Source organism: Mucilaginibacter sp. OK268, from assembly GCF_900103125.1.
Classification (GTDB): Bacteria; Bacteroidota; Bacteroidia; order Sphingobacteriales; family Sphingobacteriaceae; genus Mucilaginibacter.
In genome coordinates, this window is record NZ_FNJV01000001.1 from 565,111 (window position 1) to 587,625 (window position 22,515).

Annotated in this window: 5 protein-coding genes; 2 read left to right on the forward strand and 3 right to left on the reverse strand. The window is 44.8% G+C overall.

Annotated features, from left to right (window positions below):
• Nucleotides 1–346: 346 nt before the first annotated feature.
• Nucleotides 347–4,534 carry a hybrid sensor histidine kinase/response regulator transcription factor gene (locus BLR84_RS02260; RefSeq protein ID WP_143013806.1) on the reverse strand — a complete coding sequence of 1,396 codons (4,188 nt, stop codon included), beginning with the start codon at nt 4,532–4,534 and terminating at the stop codon, nt 347–349.
• 549 nt (nt 4,535–5,083) lie between these two features.
• Between BLR84_RS02260 and BLR84_RS02265 the strand changes: the two genes are divergently transcribed.
• Together BLR84_RS02265 and BLR84_RS02275 are read left to right on the forward strand one after the other, a co-directional pair.
• A complete protein-coding gene (locus BLR84_RS02265; protein WP_090463722.1) occupies nt 5,084–10,882 on the forward strand; it encodes a glycoside hydrolase family 98 domain-containing protein in 5,799 nt (1,932 codons plus the stop codon).
• A gap of 742 nt (nt 10,883–11,624) precedes the next feature.
• Nucleotides 11,625–13,955 carry a beta-galactosidase gene (locus tag BLR84_RS02275; RefSeq protein ID WP_090463728.1) on the forward strand — a complete coding sequence of 777 codons (2,331 nt, stop codon included), beginning with the start codon at nt 11,625–11,627 and terminating at the stop codon, nt 13,953–13,955.
• A 232-nt stretch (nt 13,956–14,187) separates the two neighbouring features.
• Here BLR84_RS02275 and BLR84_RS02280 read toward each other — a convergent pair whose 3' ends face one another.
• A complete protein-coding gene (locus BLR84_RS02280) occupies nt 14,188–15,120 on the reverse strand; it encodes a PorP/SprF family type IX secretion system membrane protein (RefSeq protein ID WP_090463731.1) in 933 nt (310 codons plus the stop codon).
• 16 nt (nt 15,121–15,136) lie between these two features.
• A complete protein-coding gene (locus tag BLR84_RS02285) occupies nt 15,137–22,312 on the reverse strand; it encodes a cellulose binding domain-containing protein (protein ID WP_090463734.1) in 7,176 nt (2,391 codons plus the stop codon).
• Between the last annotated feature and the right edge of the window lie 203 nt (nt 22,313–22,515).

Sequence of the window (22,515 nt, forward strand, 5' to 3'; positions counted from 1 at the left end):
ACGATTGAATATATAAATAGCAAAAATGTTTTAACTATCAGTTGTGTTGATTAATTGAAGGCGCACTTCGGCCATTAATGATTGACCGGAAAGCATAATAAACGTTAACATCTGGATCAACTTCATAGTTGGAATAGCGGTAATTTGAATTTTAAATAGCTAACCACAAGCCGATTTTGAGGCAGGATAACCGGTTAATAGCCGGGCCAGTCTTATGATCAGTAGCTTGCATGATATAAATGTCATGATTTTTGTTCAGTGGGTTTGGTCAATATTAGATATATTTATGTCAGAAATGTTTTTGCAAAACGTTAATTGATGTTGCCAATTGGCGCGTAATGCTTCATTAGCTACGGTCGACGGATAGTTCCATATTTGGCGGATTAATTTTAACGTCTTTACGATGCAAGGCGACATAGTCGGAGGGAAGCATTTTAAAGCCTAGTTTAAACTGCCGTGAAAAATAGCTGGGTGTTCCAAATCCGGTCATATAAGCGATTTGAGTAATATTCAGATCACTTTTAGCCAGCAATGATGCCGCACGCTCCAGCTTAACGGCACGAATATACTCAACAGGCGTTAAGCCGGTAAGGTCCAGTACTTTGTGATATAAAGCACCCCTGCTCATGCAGACATGCCGGCTGAGTTCTTCGACGGATAATTCCGGCGTCGCCAGTTTATCTTCGATATATTTTACGATATTATTGATCAGCTTGACATCCTGTGATGGAACTTCTATCTCGTTTCCGACTACTTGTATTTGGCGGGAATAGGTGTCTTTCAAAGAAAAATTGTAGGTTAAAAGGTTGCGGATCTTGGCGTTAAGTATGTCAAGATTAAACGGTTTGGTAAGGTAGTCGTTGGCCCCAATTTGAAGCCCCCGAAGCTGGTCTTCCTCTGCTGTCATTGCGGTCAGCATAATTACCCCGATATGGCTTGTTCGCCTGTCTGCTTTGATTTTTTTACAAAGCTCGATGCCATTCATCTCAGGCATATTGACGTCACTGATGATCAGGTGCGGATGAGCGGCGAGCGCTCGCTGCCAGCCTTCCTTGCCATTAGCGGCTTCAATGACGGCGTATTGTTCCAGTAATTTTTCTTTGAGGTATTCCCGAAGTTCTTCGTGATCTTCAATAAGCAAAATGAGAGGTTTGGGCAACGGGTTGTTCGTCGTTTGCTTTGAGGGCAAATTTGCTTGGCCTTCATTTTTCAGACCAGTGGTTTCCTGAATACTCTCGCGTTGAGTGGTCTCATTATATACAACAGGTATTTTTACTATAAATGTTGTTCCTTCCTGAGGTTTGCTTTGAACCTCTATCTCCCCGCGATGAAGGGCAACGAATTCTTTGACGATCGCTAGTCCTATACCGCTGCCTTGATTCAAAATGCTTGCCGCCGTGTTATGCTGGTAGAAGCTTTCAAATATTTTTTTCTGCTCCTCCAGAGGGATACCTATGCCGGTGTCAATAATGGTAATAATAAGAGTGTCACAACCGTCATTTAGCGCTTGAGCCAGATTGAGTGACAAGTTTACAGACCCGTCTTGTTTTGTGAATTTGAAGGCGTTAGAAAGCAGGTTAAAAATAATCCGTTCGATTTTGTCGTGATCGAATATGGCAGATAGGTGTTCCAATTCGGTATTAACAAAAAAATCGATCCGCTTTCTTTCTGAAAGGTCCTGGAATGACCCGGCCGCTTCTTTGATAAAAATGATAAAGTCACCAGGTGCCGCGTTCAGTTGAAGTTCTTGTTCTTCCATTTTTCGGAAGTCCAGCAATTGGTTAACCAGGTTCAGCAGCCGACGGGCATTGCGTTTAATGATATCAGTTTGACGCTGCAATTTTACATCTTTGACTGCTATCGAAAGTTCATCGGCAGGCGCCATAATGAGCGAAATGGGTGTTCGAAATTCATGGCTGAGATTGGTTAGAAATTTAATTTTTAACAGATCAAGTTCATGCAAGCGTTCAATCTCTCGTTTTTCGCGTTCTGCTTCCTGCCTGGAACTGGCTTTTTCCTGCTCCAATTCAAATCTTCGCTCAATTTTCTTAATGCCTCTGTGTCTGACAAATAAGAGTATAGAGAATGCAACTAAAACATAAAAGCAGTAAGCATAAACCGTGCGCCATAATGGGGGAAGAATAATGATTCGGATACACGTTGCTTTGTCGCTCCAAACCCCCTCATTGTTTGTAGCTCGAACATAGAAAGTATAGGTTCCAGGGCTAATATTGGTATAGTGAGCTGTTTTGGAATGGGATACGGCCATCCAGTCCTTATCAAACCCGACCAATTTATAGGAAAATTGATTTTGCTGAGGTGAGGTATAATTTAGCGCTACAAAACTGATTGAAAAATTCTGCCCGTAATCCAGTTTTATTTCCTTCGCAACCCCGATCGCTTCCTTAATAGGGGCGTCCTCACCGGGTACAACCGTAATGTTCGATACTTTGAAGTCTGATAACAATACGGAAGGGTGATTATCATTGGTTGGTAGGGATTGCGGGTTGAAGTAGTTAAATCCATCTTCACCGCCGAAATACAGTTCACCGGTTGATGCCCGGATTCCGGAACCATACTTAAATGGACTTTCTTGGACGCCATTGTAGTGGTTAAAATTCTTGAAAAGCTTTTTTACCGGGTCAAAACTGCTGATACCTTTGTTGGTGCTCAGCCAAAGTAAGCCTTTACTATCAGGTAATATTTTGTAAATTACACCATTATCCAGTCCTTCGCTCCCCGCGTAGTGTTTGAACCTATTTGCGCCATGGGAAAGTAAATTTAATCCGCCACCATCAGTCCCTACCCAGATATTTCCCTTTTGATCAATGTAGCTGCAATGGACATTATCATCTGAGAGATTACTGTTTGTACGATTAAATACGATGATAGAATCGCTTTTAACGTTCAGATAAGCCAGTCCAGTCCCGTTGGTACCGATCCACATGTTCCCATAGCGGTCTTCGTCAATGTCCCTTATGAACATGTTTACCGTTAGCTTTCTGTCATTCTCGACAATCGGATTTTTTATGTATCTTTTGAAATGCCCGGTTCGTGGGTCATAAATATTTACTCCGCCGCCGTTCGTGCCTATCCAAATCCATCCGCGGCTGTCTTCCCTGATGCAGAAAATTTCGTTATGATTGGGTTTGTCGATTCCTGGACCATTGAGGAACTGTTCATAAGTAAAGGTTTTTGTATTAATTTTAAAAAAACCATTCTGATAGGTGCCCATCCAAAGATTGCCCAAATGATCAATTTCGAGGCACATAACCGTAAGGTTGGGATTGGATGGATTGATTTTGCTGCGGATATTGATATGCTTAAACAGATCTGTTCTACGGTTAAAAAGATTTAGTCCCCCACCGTCGGTTCCGATGAAGTATTGATTCGGCCGTAACTCTGCGAATGACGTTACAATAGGCGCTGAAAGGCCTTGCGCATCAAACGGATCACTTTGTACATAGTGAAATAGTGCCAGATTGGGATCATACTTGCTTATACCGCCCTGGAAGCAGCCCAGCCACGCAATGCCCTGGTCATCGACATATACGCTCCGGACCGATTTGTTGACAAGACTAAAGTTGTTGCGGCGGTTTGGTACATAATTGATTGCCGTCTTCCGGTGAATATCCAGAATGCTAACGCCTCCCTCAGTACCTACCCACAAACGTCCGGCCTTATCGAGGGCAAGGTCATAAATTTTGTTATGGATGATCGAGCCCGGCGACGAGTCATGCAGAATTGCTTCAAAGCTTTGACTATCAGGTAATAAACGATTCAGTCCGTTCCCGGTGCCAAACCAAATCTGTCCCTCTCTGTCCTGTAAAATGCTCTGTATCTGGTTATCGCTCAAACTATGTAAATCCGCTGTATCGCGGCGGAAATGGCGGAAGGTATGCAGTTTCCAATTGTATAAAAAAAGGCCGTTATTTGTACCGATCCACATTCTTTTTTGACGATCTTCAAATATCTTCAGTATTGCCCTGGAGTTGATACTGCTTTTAGGATCGATAGTCAGGGAAGTGATTTTTCCGGTGGAGGGATCAATTATTTTGAGTCCCCAATAATATCCGATCCAGATATGGCCAAAATGATCTTCGCCAATTGCGCTTATGGAAATATTGTTAACAGAGGGCCACAGGCCATTTCCATTGAACCGCACAAAATTATCTGTTTTGCGGTTGTAATAAGCAATGCCGCCGCCGCTCGTTCCCACCCATATCCGGCCTTTGCTATCTTCAAGGCAAGAAGTAATCTCATTTCCTGGTATACTTTCCGGCTTTGTGCTGTCATGGTTATAAACCGTGACATTGCTTCCGTCAAACTTATCCAGTCCGTCGGAAGTTCCAAACCATAACAGGCCGGACTTGTCTTTTAAAATTGTGTACACGGTGTTGGAAGATAGCCCGTTTTTTGTGGTTAGGGAAGTAAAATTGAGATCATACTGCGCAAGCGCAGAAGAAGATGTACAGGCCGAAAAAAAACAAATCAGCAATAACCGCCGATAGCCGTTCAAATTTATTGATATCATCACCTTTATGTCCTTATTGGTTTTCGTAGCCGTCCGGTTAAAATATCGTAGTAAACGATGTAGAACCCGTTTTGAAAGGCTGCCCTAATTGGTAAATTAACAACTGATATCTAAAGCACGCATATCATTACGGATATACCCTGACCTTCTCACAAGATATCTTTTTAAAGCAACTTACGAAGTTATAACTGAAAATACAATCGATTGCATAAATTATTTGAAAAATAATTTTCCTAAGTTAATAATAGTTACCATATGGCAGTTCTGTCATGGTTCATGGTAAATGAAGGGCCAATCAATTGCGATTGATTGGGACAAGCTGATATCCCAACTGAATCTTCTAATCGTTTTGCTAAACATTTGTGCTATTAATATATTCAAACCTCTTTCTCTGATCCATCAGCTACAGGTAGATTTGGTTTAGAAAACCAATTGAGCCGAATCGCTATACCTTTTGCCTGTCCATTATAATCCGCGAATGATAAGGGACTGATTCGTAACAGTTGAGACCCTTAAGGTCGGATAAGTAAAACCAATTAAATATTGTTTATGAAAAAAAATTTACTCATTTGCTTAATAGGTGCGCTCTCCCTGATTTGCAATACCTACACATTGGCGCAAACACAAATAGTTTACGATTTCGATGCAGGCCATGGCCTGGGCGATATAAGCCAGGCTTCCGGATCGCTCGAGATATCTACACTCGTTAATGCTAATGATAATGGTGTGGCCAATACGACGCAATTACTGCATCCCCTGAGTGTTGGGACACTCAATCAAACCGGAGTGTCTGATCTGACTTCGTTTGTAACTAGCACTGATTACGCCATAAGTTGGAAAGAGTATATTACCCAGGGTGCTACGACATACAAAAAAGGATTTCTATTGCGCGGAAGCGGTACCGGCGGATACGCCACAGGCATAAAAAAGGGTTATTACTTCATGGTGCAGAATAATGGCACTACAGGATCGGTATCCTTTCGGATTTTAAACTCATCCGCTTCTACTGCCCTTGCTGAACTAAAGAACGTTTCTTTAACGATACCGGGGTTTGCGGTAAATAAAGCCTGCTGGTTTCGCGCTTCCATAAGCGGTAATGTACTGACGTTTGCTTATTCTATGGATGGAACGAATTTTACAACAGGTGCGATCTATACCGATGCCGCAAATCTTTACTCATCAGGCGCTACGCAGCTCGTTTATGGAATTGCCAGCCCAGTTGGTCAATATTATTACGACGACATTGCCTTTAAAGCGTCGGTGAAGGCAAGCTCTACAATAACCGTGACTGGCGCATCAAACTACCTCTACAATGGTTCAGCTCAAGGCCCGCAGACGGCAAATGTTACGGGGTCAACAGGAACCGTCAGCTATAGTTACAGTGGTACCGGCACCACTTCCTACGGCCCGTCCGTTTACCGGCCGGTTGTTGCAGGGACCTATCAGGTAATCGCGACGGTTAACGCTGATGATAACTATCAAACCGCAGTTTCCGCCCCGTTTCCTTTTTCCATTAGCTCTAATCCCAGTTTTCCCGTGGCTGCAATGAGAAGATCACTGTCTCCCACAAGACCGATGTATCTTCTGCATGCCGATGTCTGGGCCCATCAACCACAACAGGTCATCGATCTTATCCCTGCGGATATGAGGGCTAATGTTGTTATAAATATTTCTTTGTCTACCTCTATACTCGGGAACAATGGTTATAATTGTGCAGAGTCCTGGTTAAATACCTGCGCCCAAAACGGCATCTGGGCGATGGTTCAGGTAAGCAGCGGTATTCAAAATGCATTTGCGGCCGACACTGCGCTAACTTTGTATGAGTCGCTGTATAAAAAATACCCGAATTTTATTGGTTATAATTTTGCTGAACAGGCATGGGGTTTCGATGCTAATACATTTCAGTCCAGGTTAAACCTTTTTGTGAACCTCCTGGCAATGGGTCAGAAATATGGAGGTTATCTGTACATAAACGACAATTTTTCCGTTTCCAACGCTAGTTTTAATACGGTCGCCAAATTAAAAACGAGCACCGAATTTGCCAATGCCACCAAAGTCTATAAAGATCATATGATTTACGGTGACAAGTTCACCCATTCCTATGGGTATTATGACAATGAAAGCGGAGCCCTGGGTGCATTTTTATCAGGCCATGCCGGAAATTATGCCATCCGGTATGATCAATATTCCTGGCCATTCTCCGGAAGGGGACAGGTTTTCGGGCCAGAAGTGGTCGGCGGGCAAAATACCGACGGTAACCGGGGGCTTTTCGCATGCCCTGAAGCAGTGATGGGGGTACCTATTGTCGAACACCTGATGCTGACAGGCGCGACTGTGATAGATGGCCCCGAAGTCCCATGGATGACTACCGTCATCGGCAATTACCGTCTTCCGGCGTTCAATAACATGCTGGCAGATGTCTTCAGAAAAGTGTTGGACGGGACTATCCGGATACCAGGGGTGGATGAAGTGGCTGGCAGAACAAAAATAGCGTTTGTTAACGATGTGGATTATAATACTACCGATTCACTTTTCGCTGGCTTATACGCGATGGATGGTGCGTTAAAGAATAACAGAACCTGGTTTAAAAAAAGTGGTCGTTATGCCTCGATCCCGGAATTGTATTCTTCCGCTTCTTATGAGACTTCTTTGCTGTCCGGTGCAGCGTTGGTAAAGAAGTCGGAATACAAGACACGATGGACAAATGAGGTTAACAAGATCAATGAATTTAACAGTCTTTATCCAACAGAATCCAATGGTGACATGTTTGTTGCCAGAATGAACAATAGCTTGTATACCTACAATCCATACATCAATACTGACAAGTCGGCTATGGCATCTATTCCGTTCAAATACAATACCTGCGACAGTGTAGTACTTTCCTACCCGGCACACACACTTGGTGTGATCAATGAATCCAACAACAAGTTGAAAATTTATCTGAACAATTACCGTACGGATAAAAATCAGTTATGGTCACAATACCCGAACGATTTTACTTGGGGGGTATTGCAAAATACCATACTTCCCGCATTTGCAGTAAGTCCCTGGGACGGAACTTTGCGGACCAGCGTCATCAAGATTTATGGTGCCACTCTGCAACCGGGTTTTATTATAACTGAAAGGGGCAGCCATCAGTCAAGTACGGCAAATGCTGTCTGGACAAACGGAGTTTATACATTGACGGTCACCCATAACGGACCGGTTGATATCACGGTAGACTGTGCTGGTGCGGCGACGGGGAGACTGACCGCACCTCTACCGGTGACCATGGACCCGCTTGCTGCGGCTGATCCATACACCGGCGACAAAGAGTACGAAGCAGAGGGTGGTATCATCATTGCGGAAGCAAGCACCGCCAAGAGTTCAAAAGGTTATCACGGAACGGGATATGTTACATTTTCAAGCAGCAGCACAGCAGGATCTGCAGTTGGGTTTAAAGTGTTCAATATCCCTGCCGACACGACTTATCAACTGCAAACCAGGTATACAGCGGCAAAGGGGAATGTGACTAAGCTCGACCTTTTTGTGAACGGTGCGAAGATACGAACGCCGGTATTCGCCGCTACGGCAACAGACAGCACGTGGACCGTCTTTACGCAAAATGTGAAACTGAAAGCAGGGATCGATACGATAATGTTCAAAGCCAACGCCGCAGGTGCAAACATCAACATGGATAAAATAATCTTGACCAAACAGGTATTGCCCTTTTCGTTCGTCTCCGTTAATGCGGTCCAAAAAAATAACTCCCAGATTCAGGTTGACTGGAGGGTGGCAGCTGAAGAGAATTTACTGGAGTACGAATTGCAAAAAAGTACAGACGGCGTAAATTTCAGTACAATTTATACAGTTAATGCTAATAACACAGAGGATAGTTATTATGTTCACCTTGATACGCTGTCTGCTAACCTCACCTATTATAAGGTAAAAGCCACTGATCAAAAAGGAGTTATTACTTACAGTGCCGTTGCAAAAGTATCGAAGAAAGCCGCCGTCGTGGTACAGGCAGAATCTGGAAAGCTGGGGACCGACTGGTCTGTAGTTACATCAGATGTGAGCTATATTACTTCAAAAACAGACCTTTTAAATTCAGCATATCCTGGAGACAGTTCAAAGGTGGCAACCTATCAGGTAACTTTTGATAAGCCCGGCAGTTATGACCTGTATGCGAAAATTTGGGTGGGAACCGGTGCTGCCAATGACGATAGTTTCTATTACGGACAATCCTTTGGTATAAAAAATCCATTTGCGGATAATTCCGACTGGATAACAGCTAACAATTTGGCCGGTAAAGGTTATATAGCACAGGGAGACACAGTTAAGGCGGATGGAACAGCCGGTAATAGTACCTGGAAATGGATCAACCTTTCCGGATTCAACGGCGGAGATACACCGGTGACATTTACTGTTCAGCAAAATGCATTAACGCAAACCTTTCAAATTGGTAGCAGGGAAAACGGTTTGCAGATAGATAAGTTTGTGTTTGGTGCATCAGATCAGCGTTTTACTGTTTTAGAGCTGGATAGCCTGGCTGGATCCAACTGGCCGCCGATCATCAAAAGCGGACAAATTTTCACTGTTAGCGAAGGTGCAGATTCCTCCCTGGCCATCGGAAAGGTGATCGCTTCTGATCCGGATGCCGGGACCGTGCTTGGTAATTGGAAGATCACAGGCGGTACCGGTGCTGCACTGTTCGGCATCAATACGCTTGGTGTCATCAAAGTCTTACCGGCTTCCCAGATCGACTTTGAACATGTAAGTTCTTATACATTAAAGCTAAGGGTAAACGATGGCGCTAATTGGAGTGAGGAACAAAGCATCACGATCAATTTGATCCGTGCGAAAAAGGCACAAACAATTACGTTTGAACCGATACCGGCGAAATTACTTGGCGACACTGACTTTACTATCGCAGCTACTTCAACATCTAATTTACCCATCGCCGTCACAAGTTCGAATGAATTGGTAGCTACAGTGGTGAGCAATCAAATTCATATCGTTGGTGTTGGTCAGTCTGTAATTACCGCCTCGCAACCCGGCGACAGCACATACCTGGCGGCTGACGGTATTGGACAAAACCTCGCGGTTAGTCCGGTAGATCTTGCTGTTCAGTATGTCAATAAAGACAACAGTACTTCTGATAACACTGTTCGGCCTGAAATACAGATCCTTAATAACGGTAACAATGCTATCAATTATAATGAAATCACCCTACGTTATTGGTTAACACCTGAAAATTATGCGGGCATTAATACCTGGATAGATTATGCCCAGATTGGAAGCAGCAATGTTAATCTGCTATACAAACCCTTATCGTCTCCTAAAACCGGTGCTTTAGGTTATCTGGAATACAGCTTTAAACCTTCTGCAGGTTTACTGTCGCCAAAAGCCCAATCAGGCCCGATCAGATCAAGGGCAGCAAATATCGATTGGTCGAACCTGGATGAGACGGACGACTATTCCTATTTAAAAACCAGTTCGCCGGTCACTAATAACCATATCACAATTTATCGTAATGGCGTTCTGATCTGGGGAATTGAACCGGCTGCTGCGACACAGAATCTTCAGCTTACAGCATCAATACTGACCGTTAACACAGCGGCAATAACGAATGCCATCAGTAATTATATTAAGATTAGCAACATCGGGAATATACCTGTTGATTATGGTGACTTGTCTTTCCGATATTGGTTTACGAATGACGGTAATACATCATTGAACTACTGGCTTGATTATGCCAAACTTGGTAATGGTAATTTAAGCGGGGCATTTTCCCTTCTGAGCCCGGTTAAAAATATGGCTGATACTTATCTTGAAGTTAAATTTAACAGCAATGCAGGACAATTATACCCACTAAGTTCGACTGGAAATATACAGCATAGGATTTCTAAAGGCAATTGGTCAAACTTTGTCCAAAGCAATGATTATTCCTTTTCCGGTTCTTCCGCCTTCGTACTGAGTAACAAAATAACCATTTACTACAAGGGAGCAATCATTTTTGGCAATGAACCCGATTTGGCAAGTTATGATAGCAATTTAATGACAAGCCACAATTCCAATTCAATTTCAACACACCGGTTAAGCGATAAAAAGATTGAAACCAATATGATTTATCCCAATCCCGTTGCCGGTGCGTCCTTTAACGTAAAGACAACCGCTGATCTGCACGATCAGCTGATCAACGTCAGAATATTCGATATGAAAACCGGTAGTGTCATTCTGAACAGGAGGTTTCAAAACTCTTCTGACGGTATTCTGAGAGTCGATTTAAATTCAGCGCCCCAAAAAGGGGTATACTCGGTACAACTTAATAGCCTGCCGATGATCAAAATGATTGTTGATCATTAATAACAGTATTTAAAATATCAAGGTTTTTAGAAATACATAGCCTTGATATCTGCGTACCAGGAGATGGAACAGGAACAATGCGATCATGCGGTACTTACAACGATGGTTTAACGTGCTGGAATTGCCGGCAATATAACTATGGTCGAAAATAATTGATGAGAACCGATTTGGAATTTAAGGTATACTGTCAAATATTCCTCAAACGGTAGATTTACAGCTGGCTTTCCGATTAAATGTTTGGATAATAATTAAATGGAAACCGAATGACTAAGCCTGATTCGGTAACACAGATACAAGCCTCATCCTACGGGGCTTTTACCCTGATGTGGCAAGAATTATGTCGGCGCTAAGTCGAACAGTGCCGAATTCTTTATTAAAAAGTCAAAAGCTAATATTGATAAACAGCAAACCATGTCAGACGCAGCATTTGAAGCAAGCCTTCGGGGAAAGTAAGTTGGCAGATAAAAAGCTGAAAGAATTAAAAGGAAAAACCCAAACGCCAGCAAAAACAAAAAAGCAAAAAACAAGAGTACCAGCAAGCATTTAAAGAGCCGTTTCTTTTGGGGGCCCTGTGCGGGCCAGGCCGGGTCAAGTCAATTCCGGCAAGTAATTTTGGTCTGCAGCAAATAGTATAACGATACCAGGATATAAGAATCAAAAAATAAAAACTATTTATAGATAATTAGAGTATGAGAAGGCTTGAAAATCGGTCTTATATTGATATTGAATAATTATAATTAATATGTCTTTTGCCACGAACCGACGTGTGTTTTTGAAAAATGGAAGCCTTGCCTTCGTTGGATTGGCTGCTTTTCGCTCATTTGGAGCTTATGGTTTTAATGACAACGGGGTGCATCCTATCCCCGCTAATGAGTCGTTGTTGTTGGCTCAATCAGAGCGCATTCTTTTTGATTCAGCATGCCTGACTATCGATGGAAAAGACACCTTTATCTACAGCGGCGCATTTCATTATTTCCGCTGTCCAAAAGAACTCTGGCGCGATCGTTTTGAAAAAATTAAAGAAGCCGATTTTAATACGGTCGAAACCTATATCCCGTGGAACTGGCACGAGCGATCAATGCCGGACTCTCCGGATGATTTTTCGAAAATCGATAAGTTACAAGACCTTGACGAATGGCTAACGATGGCCGAGGAATTCGGCTTCAATATCATTGTCAGGCCTGGCCCTTACATTTGTGCTGAATGGGATAACGGCGGCTTACCTTTATGGCTTAGTGCGTTGAAGACGCCAACTAAACCCCTGCACAAGGATGGCTGGATGCGTTCAGACGATCCGGTTTTTTTGACATGGACAAAACATTGGTTTGATGCGGTATGCCCAATTATCGCGAAACATCAGATCACGCGGAAGGAGCCGGGCAAGCCGGGTGTTTTATTACTGCAACTGGAAAATGAATATGACTCTGCAAAGTATACTGACGATATAAAAATCAATCAGATCAAGGCGCTTGCACGCTTTGCACGAGCCGGGGGCATTGACGTTCCGTTCATTACCTGTTGGACAAAACAGGTTCGTGATTCTAAGGATCCAGTGCTGCGGCAGGTCTTTGATAGTTGCAATTTCTATCCGCGTTGGAACGTTTCAAGGGAACTTGGAACGCAGATTTTAAAATTACGGCAGGAGCAGCCGGGAGCTCCCCTTGCCACAACCGAATTACAAGGCGGCTGGCTTTCTGTGGTGGGTGGTAAATTGAGCGACCAACAGGATGGGCTCACTGCCGCGCAAATCCAAAACATTACCCTTTATGCCTGGCAGATGGGCGAGACGATCACCAATTATTACATGTTGTTTGGAGGTACCAATTTTGATGACTGGGGCGGATACAATATTACCACCACATACGACTATGATGCGCCAATCCGAGAACACGGTGGTATTGATGTGCGTTACCAGAGTGTTCGGTCGCTTGGTCAGATGATCCGCGAACATGGAGGCAAACTTGTGCGCGCTCAATTGGTAGAGATTGACACAAAAACGACCACCAATGACGTGGTGATCTCGGAGCGTCGAGCCTTCGATGGTAGCCGTTATTTCTTTATTCGGACCGACGATTATCATACCCGGCGTGCCGGACTGGCACGGGTGAAAGAGAAAGATGGCACGGAATTTTCATTCGAATACGACCTTGAAGCGTTTGGTTCAGTCGTATTTTACCTTCCTCCCGGTGAGACCGATACCCGCAAAGGTCAATGGCTGCCAAAGACCGCGCCGGTTATCAAACGTCCAACCGATCTTCCTTCAACGGTGGAGATCGATAAACTGGAACAACTTAGCGATCCGTTGCCATTTGTCTGGACACCGCTCCAATCCAATGAGTTGATTGAAGCACACGCTGTGTTTGGTAGTCACTTTGTATATTATCGGATTACCGCTAATTCCGGAGCGACTATTGATATTGAAGTACAACCAAAAGACGGGATTATTGGAAGTGCTGGTGGAAAAATGCTACCTGTGGCTGTCAGCGAAGACCATAAATATTTTACTTTCACACTGCCTCCGGATGCGAAGGAATTGATTGTGCTTCATGATAAACGTGGCCACCGCAATGGTCCGAAAGGGATGGAAACGGGCGGTACATACGGCCTTCTTTCAGTCAAAGGGGCAAATGAAAGCGTGCCACTTCAATTTGCTCAAGGTGGATCGCTTGGCAAAGAACATGCGGTTGGCGAAGCCCTTTCAGACGCGAAAACGGAAATTGCCCATGGTTGGAAGAAGGTGACAATAAAACAAAGTTCCGCGCCGGCCACCCATGCACTCCTGACCTGGTATCGGATGCAGTTCGAATTGCCATCGCCAAAGCCGGGTGTATGGGTGCCCTGGCATTTGCATCTGGAGGCTACCGGAAATGGCTTTATTTACGTTAACGGGCAATGCCTGGGCCGTTACTGGCAGGTTGGACCTCAGCGTGATTTCTACATACCCGAAACCTGGCTACATTTTGGTGCGGGTAAGATCAACACGATCGCCTTGAGTCTGCGACCGGTCAACGAAGAGTTGTGCGTGCAGGATGTCCGGGTTGTTCCGGACAATGCCTTTGCCGAGTTTCGCTAAACAAGCCATACCAATATTAAAAGCAGGAAGTTGGATGTTAAGCTTAACTCTTGGCTTATATCTTTAAATTTTAACAGAAACACGGAAAGCAGGCGTTTCCTGAAATAAGGATGTTACCTTCAATTTACAAGGCATTAGCCTTCATTTGCCTGTAAAAAAAGTTCCTGTCAAAGAGATGACAGGAACTGGTAAATGGGTTTCGACTGATGATCAATCCTGACTCATCAGTTTATTATAACAAGGATATGTTATTCAGGTGTTTCCCAAAGCGATAGGTCAGCATCACTTCATGAACAGCATTGTTAACTCCGCCCAGGTTATTTCCGGTTGTACCAAATTGGTAGCTATAACCGATACGGACGTTACTGGAATTGATACTAATGATCCCGGACATATGTTTGTCTGTGCGGTAGTCGGCACCTAGACCGATGATGTTCTTCACATACAAAGTCGTTGAAAAATCGGCAATCAGGGGTTCGTTTTTGGTATAATATGCCAAAAATGCCGGCTTAAATTTGAAATCAGATCCATTGTCGATCAGATAGGCTGCAGAAAAATTGAAATGGCTGTTGAAATAGATGTTATCTTCCAAAGATCCTCCGCCTAAGGCTGCTACGGTAAGTTCCGGAAGTGCAAATCCTACATAATAATTTGTTGCATATAGCATGACTGAAAAGCCGACATTAGGCCGCGTTTGGTGAACATCATTACGGAACGACGGATCGGACGTGGTGAGTGTTGAATAATTGGCCACATACTGCCTGACTCCGGCGTTTAAAGAAACCCCAAGGAAGCTTTCGTTGCCCAGCCGGACGCCTTTCGCTATAAAGAAATTGGCTTCAGACACCCGCTCAATAGCGAACTGGTCATTCAGAATGGTTAGTCCGGCCGCTCCGTTCATGCTTTCCAGGGGGATGGCTGTATTAAACATGAATGTTTTGGGGGCGCCTTCTATCCCCGTCCATTGGCTGCGGTAAAGCCCCGTTATGGAACCATTTTTGTCCAGCAGGGAATAGGCCTGGTTTAGCGGAAGCGGGTTATTCATATACTGGCTGTAAGTGAACGAGTTTTGTCCGCTGGCGGTAAATACGTGGGCTAATAGAAAATAACCAACGGCAACCCATAGGCGGCCGTTGGTTTGAATAGATTTTGAAATATTGCTCATCCTTCTTTCCTTATAATTAATCGTTATATTTCAGTAGAAAATATCCGGTTTTCCTGACCTTTTTACCTGAGTTATCTACATATTCGAGCAAGTACAAGTAAGTCCCGGCGGCAATCAGCTGACCACCGGTACTGCGCCCGTTGAAGACTTTATCAACGTTGTTATAGTTCCTGATTTCTGCCATCAATGACCCGGTACGATTGACAACGGTGAGCTTGTTATTGGGAAAACTGGTTATCCCTTCAATAATCAGAAAATCGTTAATGCCGTCTCCGTTAGGCGATACCGCCTTGGCGATAGAGATTTCAGGGATAACATTATTGGGGTTATCGCTTACCCCCGTCATCTTGCTGTGGAAAGCCGCCGTACTCAAAACAGATCCAGAAGGCTCAGTGCCGTAAATAAGCTGATTTTGATAGTAAACGCAGATATGCGGGTTTTCTCTGCTGGTGCCTGACTGGTAGGAGTAGTCGTTTGTTTGGGTAAACGCTGACCAGTCGGTCTTGGCGATCCTGTATTGGATATTTCCGGTGGTGCTTAATGGATATAATTTACCAGCGGAGGAATCTACGCTGAGCTGGAAATAGGTATCGGCCATCGTGTCTGCTGGCAAGAAGGGGCCGATCTGGCCGTTAATTTTAGATATGCCGATCTTTGCGTAATCGATCCAGTAATTTAACGGCTTAGAACCGTCATTCGTAAAGAAATAACGAATACTCAGATCTTTGTAATTGAGTGGAACATTTCCCTGGTTATCGATACTGAGGTAAATACTTATGGTATTTCCTGATGACGTTTTATTCTCGGTGTAAACCTTAACCTGGCGGTTTTTATCAACTAAGACAGGCTCGGTACCCCAGATAAGCACACCGTTGCGATAAAGCGTGATGTTGGGGTTATCCGCATAAACGGCAGAACCTTGACGGTACGAGTAATCATTCGCTTCTGACAAATTTGACCAGTCACTATTACCGAAACGGGATTGGATGGCACCGGATGTGCTCCCAGGATTTAAGTTGCCGGTTGTGGCCGCAAAAGCATATTCGACGTAGCCAAATGCGTTACTACGCGGATTTGGTAATGGTATGTACGTTGCGGTGATATTGCCTGTACCTAATTGTGCGTAGTCAATATAGGTATTTATGCCGGCGTAGTTTTCGGCTGTAAACCAATATCGTGCGGTCAACTCGCTATACTTAACGGCGACTGAATCCTGATTGGATATTTTAAGATAGGGCTTGATTAAATTATTGGTTAGCTGGCCATTATCGCCGTCTAAGGATTGCATATGGATATTATATGGTAAAACGGTGAAATTCTGACTTTGTGCCGCCGCTGAATACTGGGTATTACCGTTCTGACCGGCAGTTATTATACTAGTACCCGGTCCGAGGATATGCAATTTATTATTAAGGATTATTGCTACATCGGTGTTGGAACTGCTGTAGTTGATCTGCAGTCCCGAACTTGCAGAACCGTTAAGTAATAGATCAGGATCACCAGGCCTTCCGGCGGGCAGGGCAGTAAAGCTGATGGTTTGTTCCAACTTATGAATCGTCACATTTTGACTCAGGGGAGGAGCCGCCGTGTAAATCGCGTTTCCGGTCTGCGATGCCGTGACGGTCGCCCTCCCTGCTCCTGCAATATGTAAATTATTGTTGATCACCCTTACCACAGAGGTATCGGAACTGGCGTAACTAACTGCCAGCCCCGAGCTGGATATCGCGCCGGCGGAAAAATCGGTGTCGGACAGTATTTTATCGGGGATAGCAGCGAAGGTGATGGTTTGGGATGCTTTTTGTACCGTCAGTGGTTGGTTCAGCGATGTGGCCGCTTTGTAACTGGTATTCCCTGGTTGTGATGCATTTATAACCGTTGTGCCAGCTGACTTTACATGAACCTTGCCATTGAGAATGACTGCAACCGTTGTATCGGAGCTGGTAAAACTTAGCGGTAAACCCGAGGTTGTTGTAGCCACCGGAACAAAATCAGCATCAGTAAGCACTTTTACAGGCATTGCTGCAAAACTAATCGCTTGGTCACCTAACATATCTGCTGTTATTTCAGAGCTGTTCAGCGCCCGCCCGTAAATTTTGAAGTTATCGATGGAACCTTTGAACATCGGGTCAGAAAACTGTGATTTCCCCAGGTAATTCAACGAGGTATTGCTGAGCGCAGACGGTTTGATCGTAATGTTCGTCGATGAAGCTACCGAAGTGCCGTTCAAATATAAGGTTGTCGTATTCCCTGCCCGGGTCACCGCCAGATAAGTCCAGGTATTTAAGGGAAAGGTATAGTTATAGCTTAGGCTTTGTTCTGCAGCTGAACCGTTCTTGGTACCATACCGAATAATGGACTTACCACTGGAAACACCAGCCTGTACGGTAAGAAACATATATTGCGTAGTGCTTGCCCCAAAATCAAACACGCGCATCCAGGTGCTGATTGCATCCATTCTGACCCATGCGCTGATCGTAAAATCATTAAGGTTGCTGAATATCCCGGCCGGCAGCGTCGCATAGGCAGTTGCCGATCCATTCAATAGCAGCGACTGTCCATATTTACCTGCCGAGCGGCTTGCAGCGACAGCCAGTACAGCGTGATTAGCCCCCCAGGCATCAATACCCTTCAAACCCCCGGTTTCATCAACCTGATAAAATTCCTGCTGTCCTAAATTAGGTTTGGCTACAATTTCAAGGCTGTTGTCACTTTCGCCGGTGCTGTCAACTGAGGTGACTACGTAAAAATAAGTGTTACCGTTCGTTACATTACTGTCGGTATAGGTCGGACTGCCCGTTGTGCCAATGGTGGTGTAAGGGCCGCCGGATACCGAGGCGCGCTTCAAATTATAGCTGAACCCATTGATAGGCTGCCATTCCAGAATGTTTTTGGCATCGCCCGCTGCAACTATCAGAGAACCGACTGTTCTGCTTTGCACATTTAAAACCAATGTGGCCGTACCGGTAGTATTGCCGTTCCCCGCCGTCAGCATAACATTGAAAACACCCGTTACACTTGGCGTGCCGGAGATTTTGCCGGATAATGAGTCTATCCGAAGACCTGCCGGCAGTCCGCTGGCCGAGAAATAGTTTGGCGACTTAATTCCGGTCACCGTATAGGTCATCGGCCGGCCTACAAGTACAGTATCAATTAATGCGCTGGTAATGGTTACTCCCAGGGTTCGGTCATCAAGCAGTACTACATCATTGCCTGTACCTCCTTTATAGGTGATGCGGAAGTTATACGCCCCGCCATTGACAAGGCCCATTTCCGGAAGATTCTTGAAAGTACCGGATATGGGGTTGCTGCCAGTGTTATCAATTATGGTAAAAGAAGTACCTGAAGGCAATGTTCCTGCTATTGGCGTTATTGCTAATGCAGGATGGTTAACCAGGTTGGCTGAGGTAACAATAACCCTGTCGCCTGTAATGGCTCCATAATCAAGTTCTAAGGTATAAGTCGCATCCGAATTCATTATAAGTGCTCCAACACTTAAAGTACCGACCTTTAAAAACCCGGGTTCTAATATTGTACCCGCACCTGACCCGGTTCCCAGAGTGGCCGAGGACTGACTTACGCCGAAGCCTCCCAGTGAACCTGCTTCTATTATTACCGGGCTGCTAAAAACGCCATTACTTGGATTGTTATTTATCAATAACTTTCCTCCTTTTACAGTGGTAGTTCCTCCATAAGCCTGATTACCCCACATTTCTAAAACTCCTGTACCTATCTTTACAACGGTTAAGCCACTGCCATTTGCGTTAATGGTTCCGCCATAACTGGAATAAGTATTAAGGGCGCCTATACTGATAACAGGTGCACCACCTGCATCGGCACGGATATAACCACGACCGTTAAGCGCACCAAAGTTTAGCGTTCCATTTGAAAAACCGATACCTTGACAATCAACGGCATTCGCATCTAATAACCAGGTTGCATTTGCACTTCCTGATTCAGGAACTCCAAAACGTATTCTCTGCCTGCCACTTCTCAGCTTTGAAATAAAAGTACCCGCAAATTGGCTATTGTCGCCCAGGAGATTAAGGCCGGCATAATCGTTTCCGTCATGCTGCAGCGTACCAGAGCCTAACAGCTTTCCGTAAAGAGTTATTGAATTAACATCTTCATACATATAACTCGTTCCGGGCAATACTTGTATGTCGTTATACAATAAAAGATCGGCACCGGCTGTAGCTTGCAGCGCTCCCCCGCTCATTTGAATTTTACCGGTGCCTAAAGGTCCCGCTGTTGGATTGCTCGCCGTTCCCGTTCCTAGGCCAGCCGCCGCAAGTGTACCGCCAACAATAATGGTATTTCCGGTATAGCTATTATTGCCTCCTCTAACATATAATGCAGCCGCCCCGGATTTCATTAAAGATCCCGAGCCGCTTATCCCGCCGTTCAGAACAACATCACCTTTGGTATTCACATTTAGCTGATCAGTTAACTGTATGGGTGTGCTTAAGGTCTGAGTTTTTGTTGAGTTGTTAACCAGGTCATTTTTCAATGTCAGGGCATTACCGGAAATGGTATTATTTGCATTGGCGTCTGGGCTAAACTGAATTCTTGGGGCTGCCAAACCAGTAATATTATTGGTTAATGTACTATCTCGCGTTTCACCAAAAGTTATAATGGCTGGATTTACCGGAACTGTATTTTCAACCCAATTGCCTGCGAGGTTCAATGAATCTGTAATTGCCGTTGGATTCCATACAAATGAGTTTGAACCAGGTACGCCAAATGCTTCAGGCGAATTGGCACTTTCCTTTGTGGCGCCTACAGAAGAAACGACATAATAATAAGGGTTTCCATTGCTTACATTGATATCGGCATACGAATTAGTCGATACATTGACTATGGTAGTATAAGGGCCGCCGCTTACTGTTGCCCGTTTTACATTATAGGTAGCTGCTCCCGAAGCGCTGTTCCAGCTCAGATCAACTTCGTTGTTTTTATTAACCGCAGAGGGTTGTGCCGGTGCTGTAGGAGGAACGGCAGCGAAAACTTCGTTTGAATTACCGCTTTCCTTATCACCTGTAAGGGCCGTAATAACATAATAATTATTCACTTCTGGTATAGGAGATACATCTGTAAAACCAGTACCGGTAATTCCCGTCTGAATCGTTGCATAAGTTCCTCCCGGCGTTAGCGACCGTTTTACCGAATAACTCGTAGCGTTTGCAGAAGCTACCCAAGTGAGATTAATTTGTGTGTTAACTATCGATGCCGCAGCCGAAGTCGGTGCAGGTGGCGTTTCGTTATTGATCGCATTCAGCATAAGCGTTGCTGTGCCTGTTCCGCTGGCATTGGTGGCAGCTATGGTAATTTCACTTTGTCCTGTTGTAGAAGGTGTACCGGAAATGACGCCGGTCGCCGTATTAATGCTAAGCCCTGTGGGCAAGCCGCTGGCGCTATAAGAAGATGCATTAGCACTGGCAATAATGCTATAACTGAACGGCGTGCCAATGGTAGCTGTAGCGGTGGTTGCACTGGTGATGTCGGGAGATCCGGCTGGCGCGGTTTGACTATAGGCCACATTACTAAACGTAGCGGTATTCAATGCTGAAGTATTATTGGAGAGGGTATAAAATCCCGCGTACAAATTAGTTGGGAAACCTGTTGCAGAATACCAGCAACCATCATTAGTCCAGTTTACACCATCCTGCGTATGGTAAACAAATATGCGGGTGCCAACACGCTCAATTTTTAGCCACCAGGGAGCTTTGGGTTGCCAATGCCTGCCGGCACCGCCGGTGGCGTTAAGATAAAGATCATAAAATGCGGAACCGGGCGCTAATGACTCGCGTAACATGACGCCGCAACCACCGGTATTTAACGACATATTCTCAACTTTTACCACCAGACCTGCATCGCCGCTAACTTTTTTAAAGGTAAAGCTGAAGGCATTACTGGTGGAAGTTCCCGCACCTTTAAGTGTCCAAATTCCGTTATTGAACGAAGCGTTGCCTGCCAATCCGGTGTTACCGATATCTATATTGGTGAGGTTGCTCACCGCTTGCACATGATCAGCAGGATAATACACCGCCGGCAGTTTAACTGCGTTAGAAGTATCCGATGATTTCAGATATAAAAAATCACCACCGGCCGGAGAATAATTGGTGGCCCCGGGTTGCATCAATGCAGCCCTCATCCTGTCGGTATTAGGGGTAGGTATTCCCTTACGTACAGCATAAGCGCTGTAAATGAGGTTGGTCATGTCGCCGGTTCTTGCTCCGGGCTGAATCCCCCAACTGGTCCAATAACTGGCATACCCCCCCAACGGGATATAGGTCATCGTAGCTCCATCAAAGGCGTATTTATGATAAAGTTCGCCGATTGCCAATACCCGGTTATCCAGTTCAGCAAACATATCTACCCCCTGCTTGTAGGCAACTTCTGCGCCCCAGGCCAGAGCCGTTGCTTGTACACGCCAGTGGTCATCGCGACCTGAATCCCCAATTTCGCCATCGGGCAGTGAATTGCGCATCCCTCCTCCGGCATCCATCCTGTACACATCCACCGCCTGGTTAAATCGGGTCGCATCATCACAAAAAACCGATGCGGCAAGGGCTATTTTTAACTGAAGAGCTCCTTTGTTTGCATCGCGTAAGGGACCGGGCACCCAGGAGGTCGGAAATAATACATTAGCAAAATAATTTTTTACATGCTGTGTATTGGCTGCCGTCCAGCCGGGAAAAGTTGAGCGGAGGATTTCGGCACCTACGCCCCAGTATTGGGCATAGTCGCCAATATCCAGCATAGATTCATTACCGCCCCAGGTAGTATTGGTTACCGCCCAACCATCAAGTATGTTAGTAGCTTTGCGGGCATAAGTAGAGTCTCCTGTAAACCACCACATCCAAGCCAGGTTGTGGATGGCAATCATATCGGTCTTCCATTGACCATTATTCAAATCCGGAGCACGGGTTACGGTTTGCTGCGGCGTAGAGGGACTGTAGCTAAGTTGGGAACGGTAATCACTCTTAAATGTATTGTAAGCCGAAAGCCAGGGCTCCTTGATAATATTGGCTTTGAGCTGGTCCATGTCGGCCCGGTTAAAGGCCACACCGGGATGTACAAATGTTTGAGCATTTCCATCGATGGAGATCAGCATTGCTGCCAGGTAAAAAATCAAGGGCCACATGCAGCGTTTGCATAATGTTAATTTGTTGAGCGTAAAAATTCTTTCCATTAGAGTTGATAATTTAGGTGAATCGTAGTTTGCGGTTGTGCCTGGGTTGGTCCAACGACCTTACAGGATACTTAGCAAGATATTTTATAACTGGATATGGGAGAAGACAAGCAAACTTGAAATGGATACTCATCATCAGATGCTTATCAGAAAAAAAGTATGCATTTATCAAAAAAGCGGGGGCCGGTGGTTAGACCCTGTTG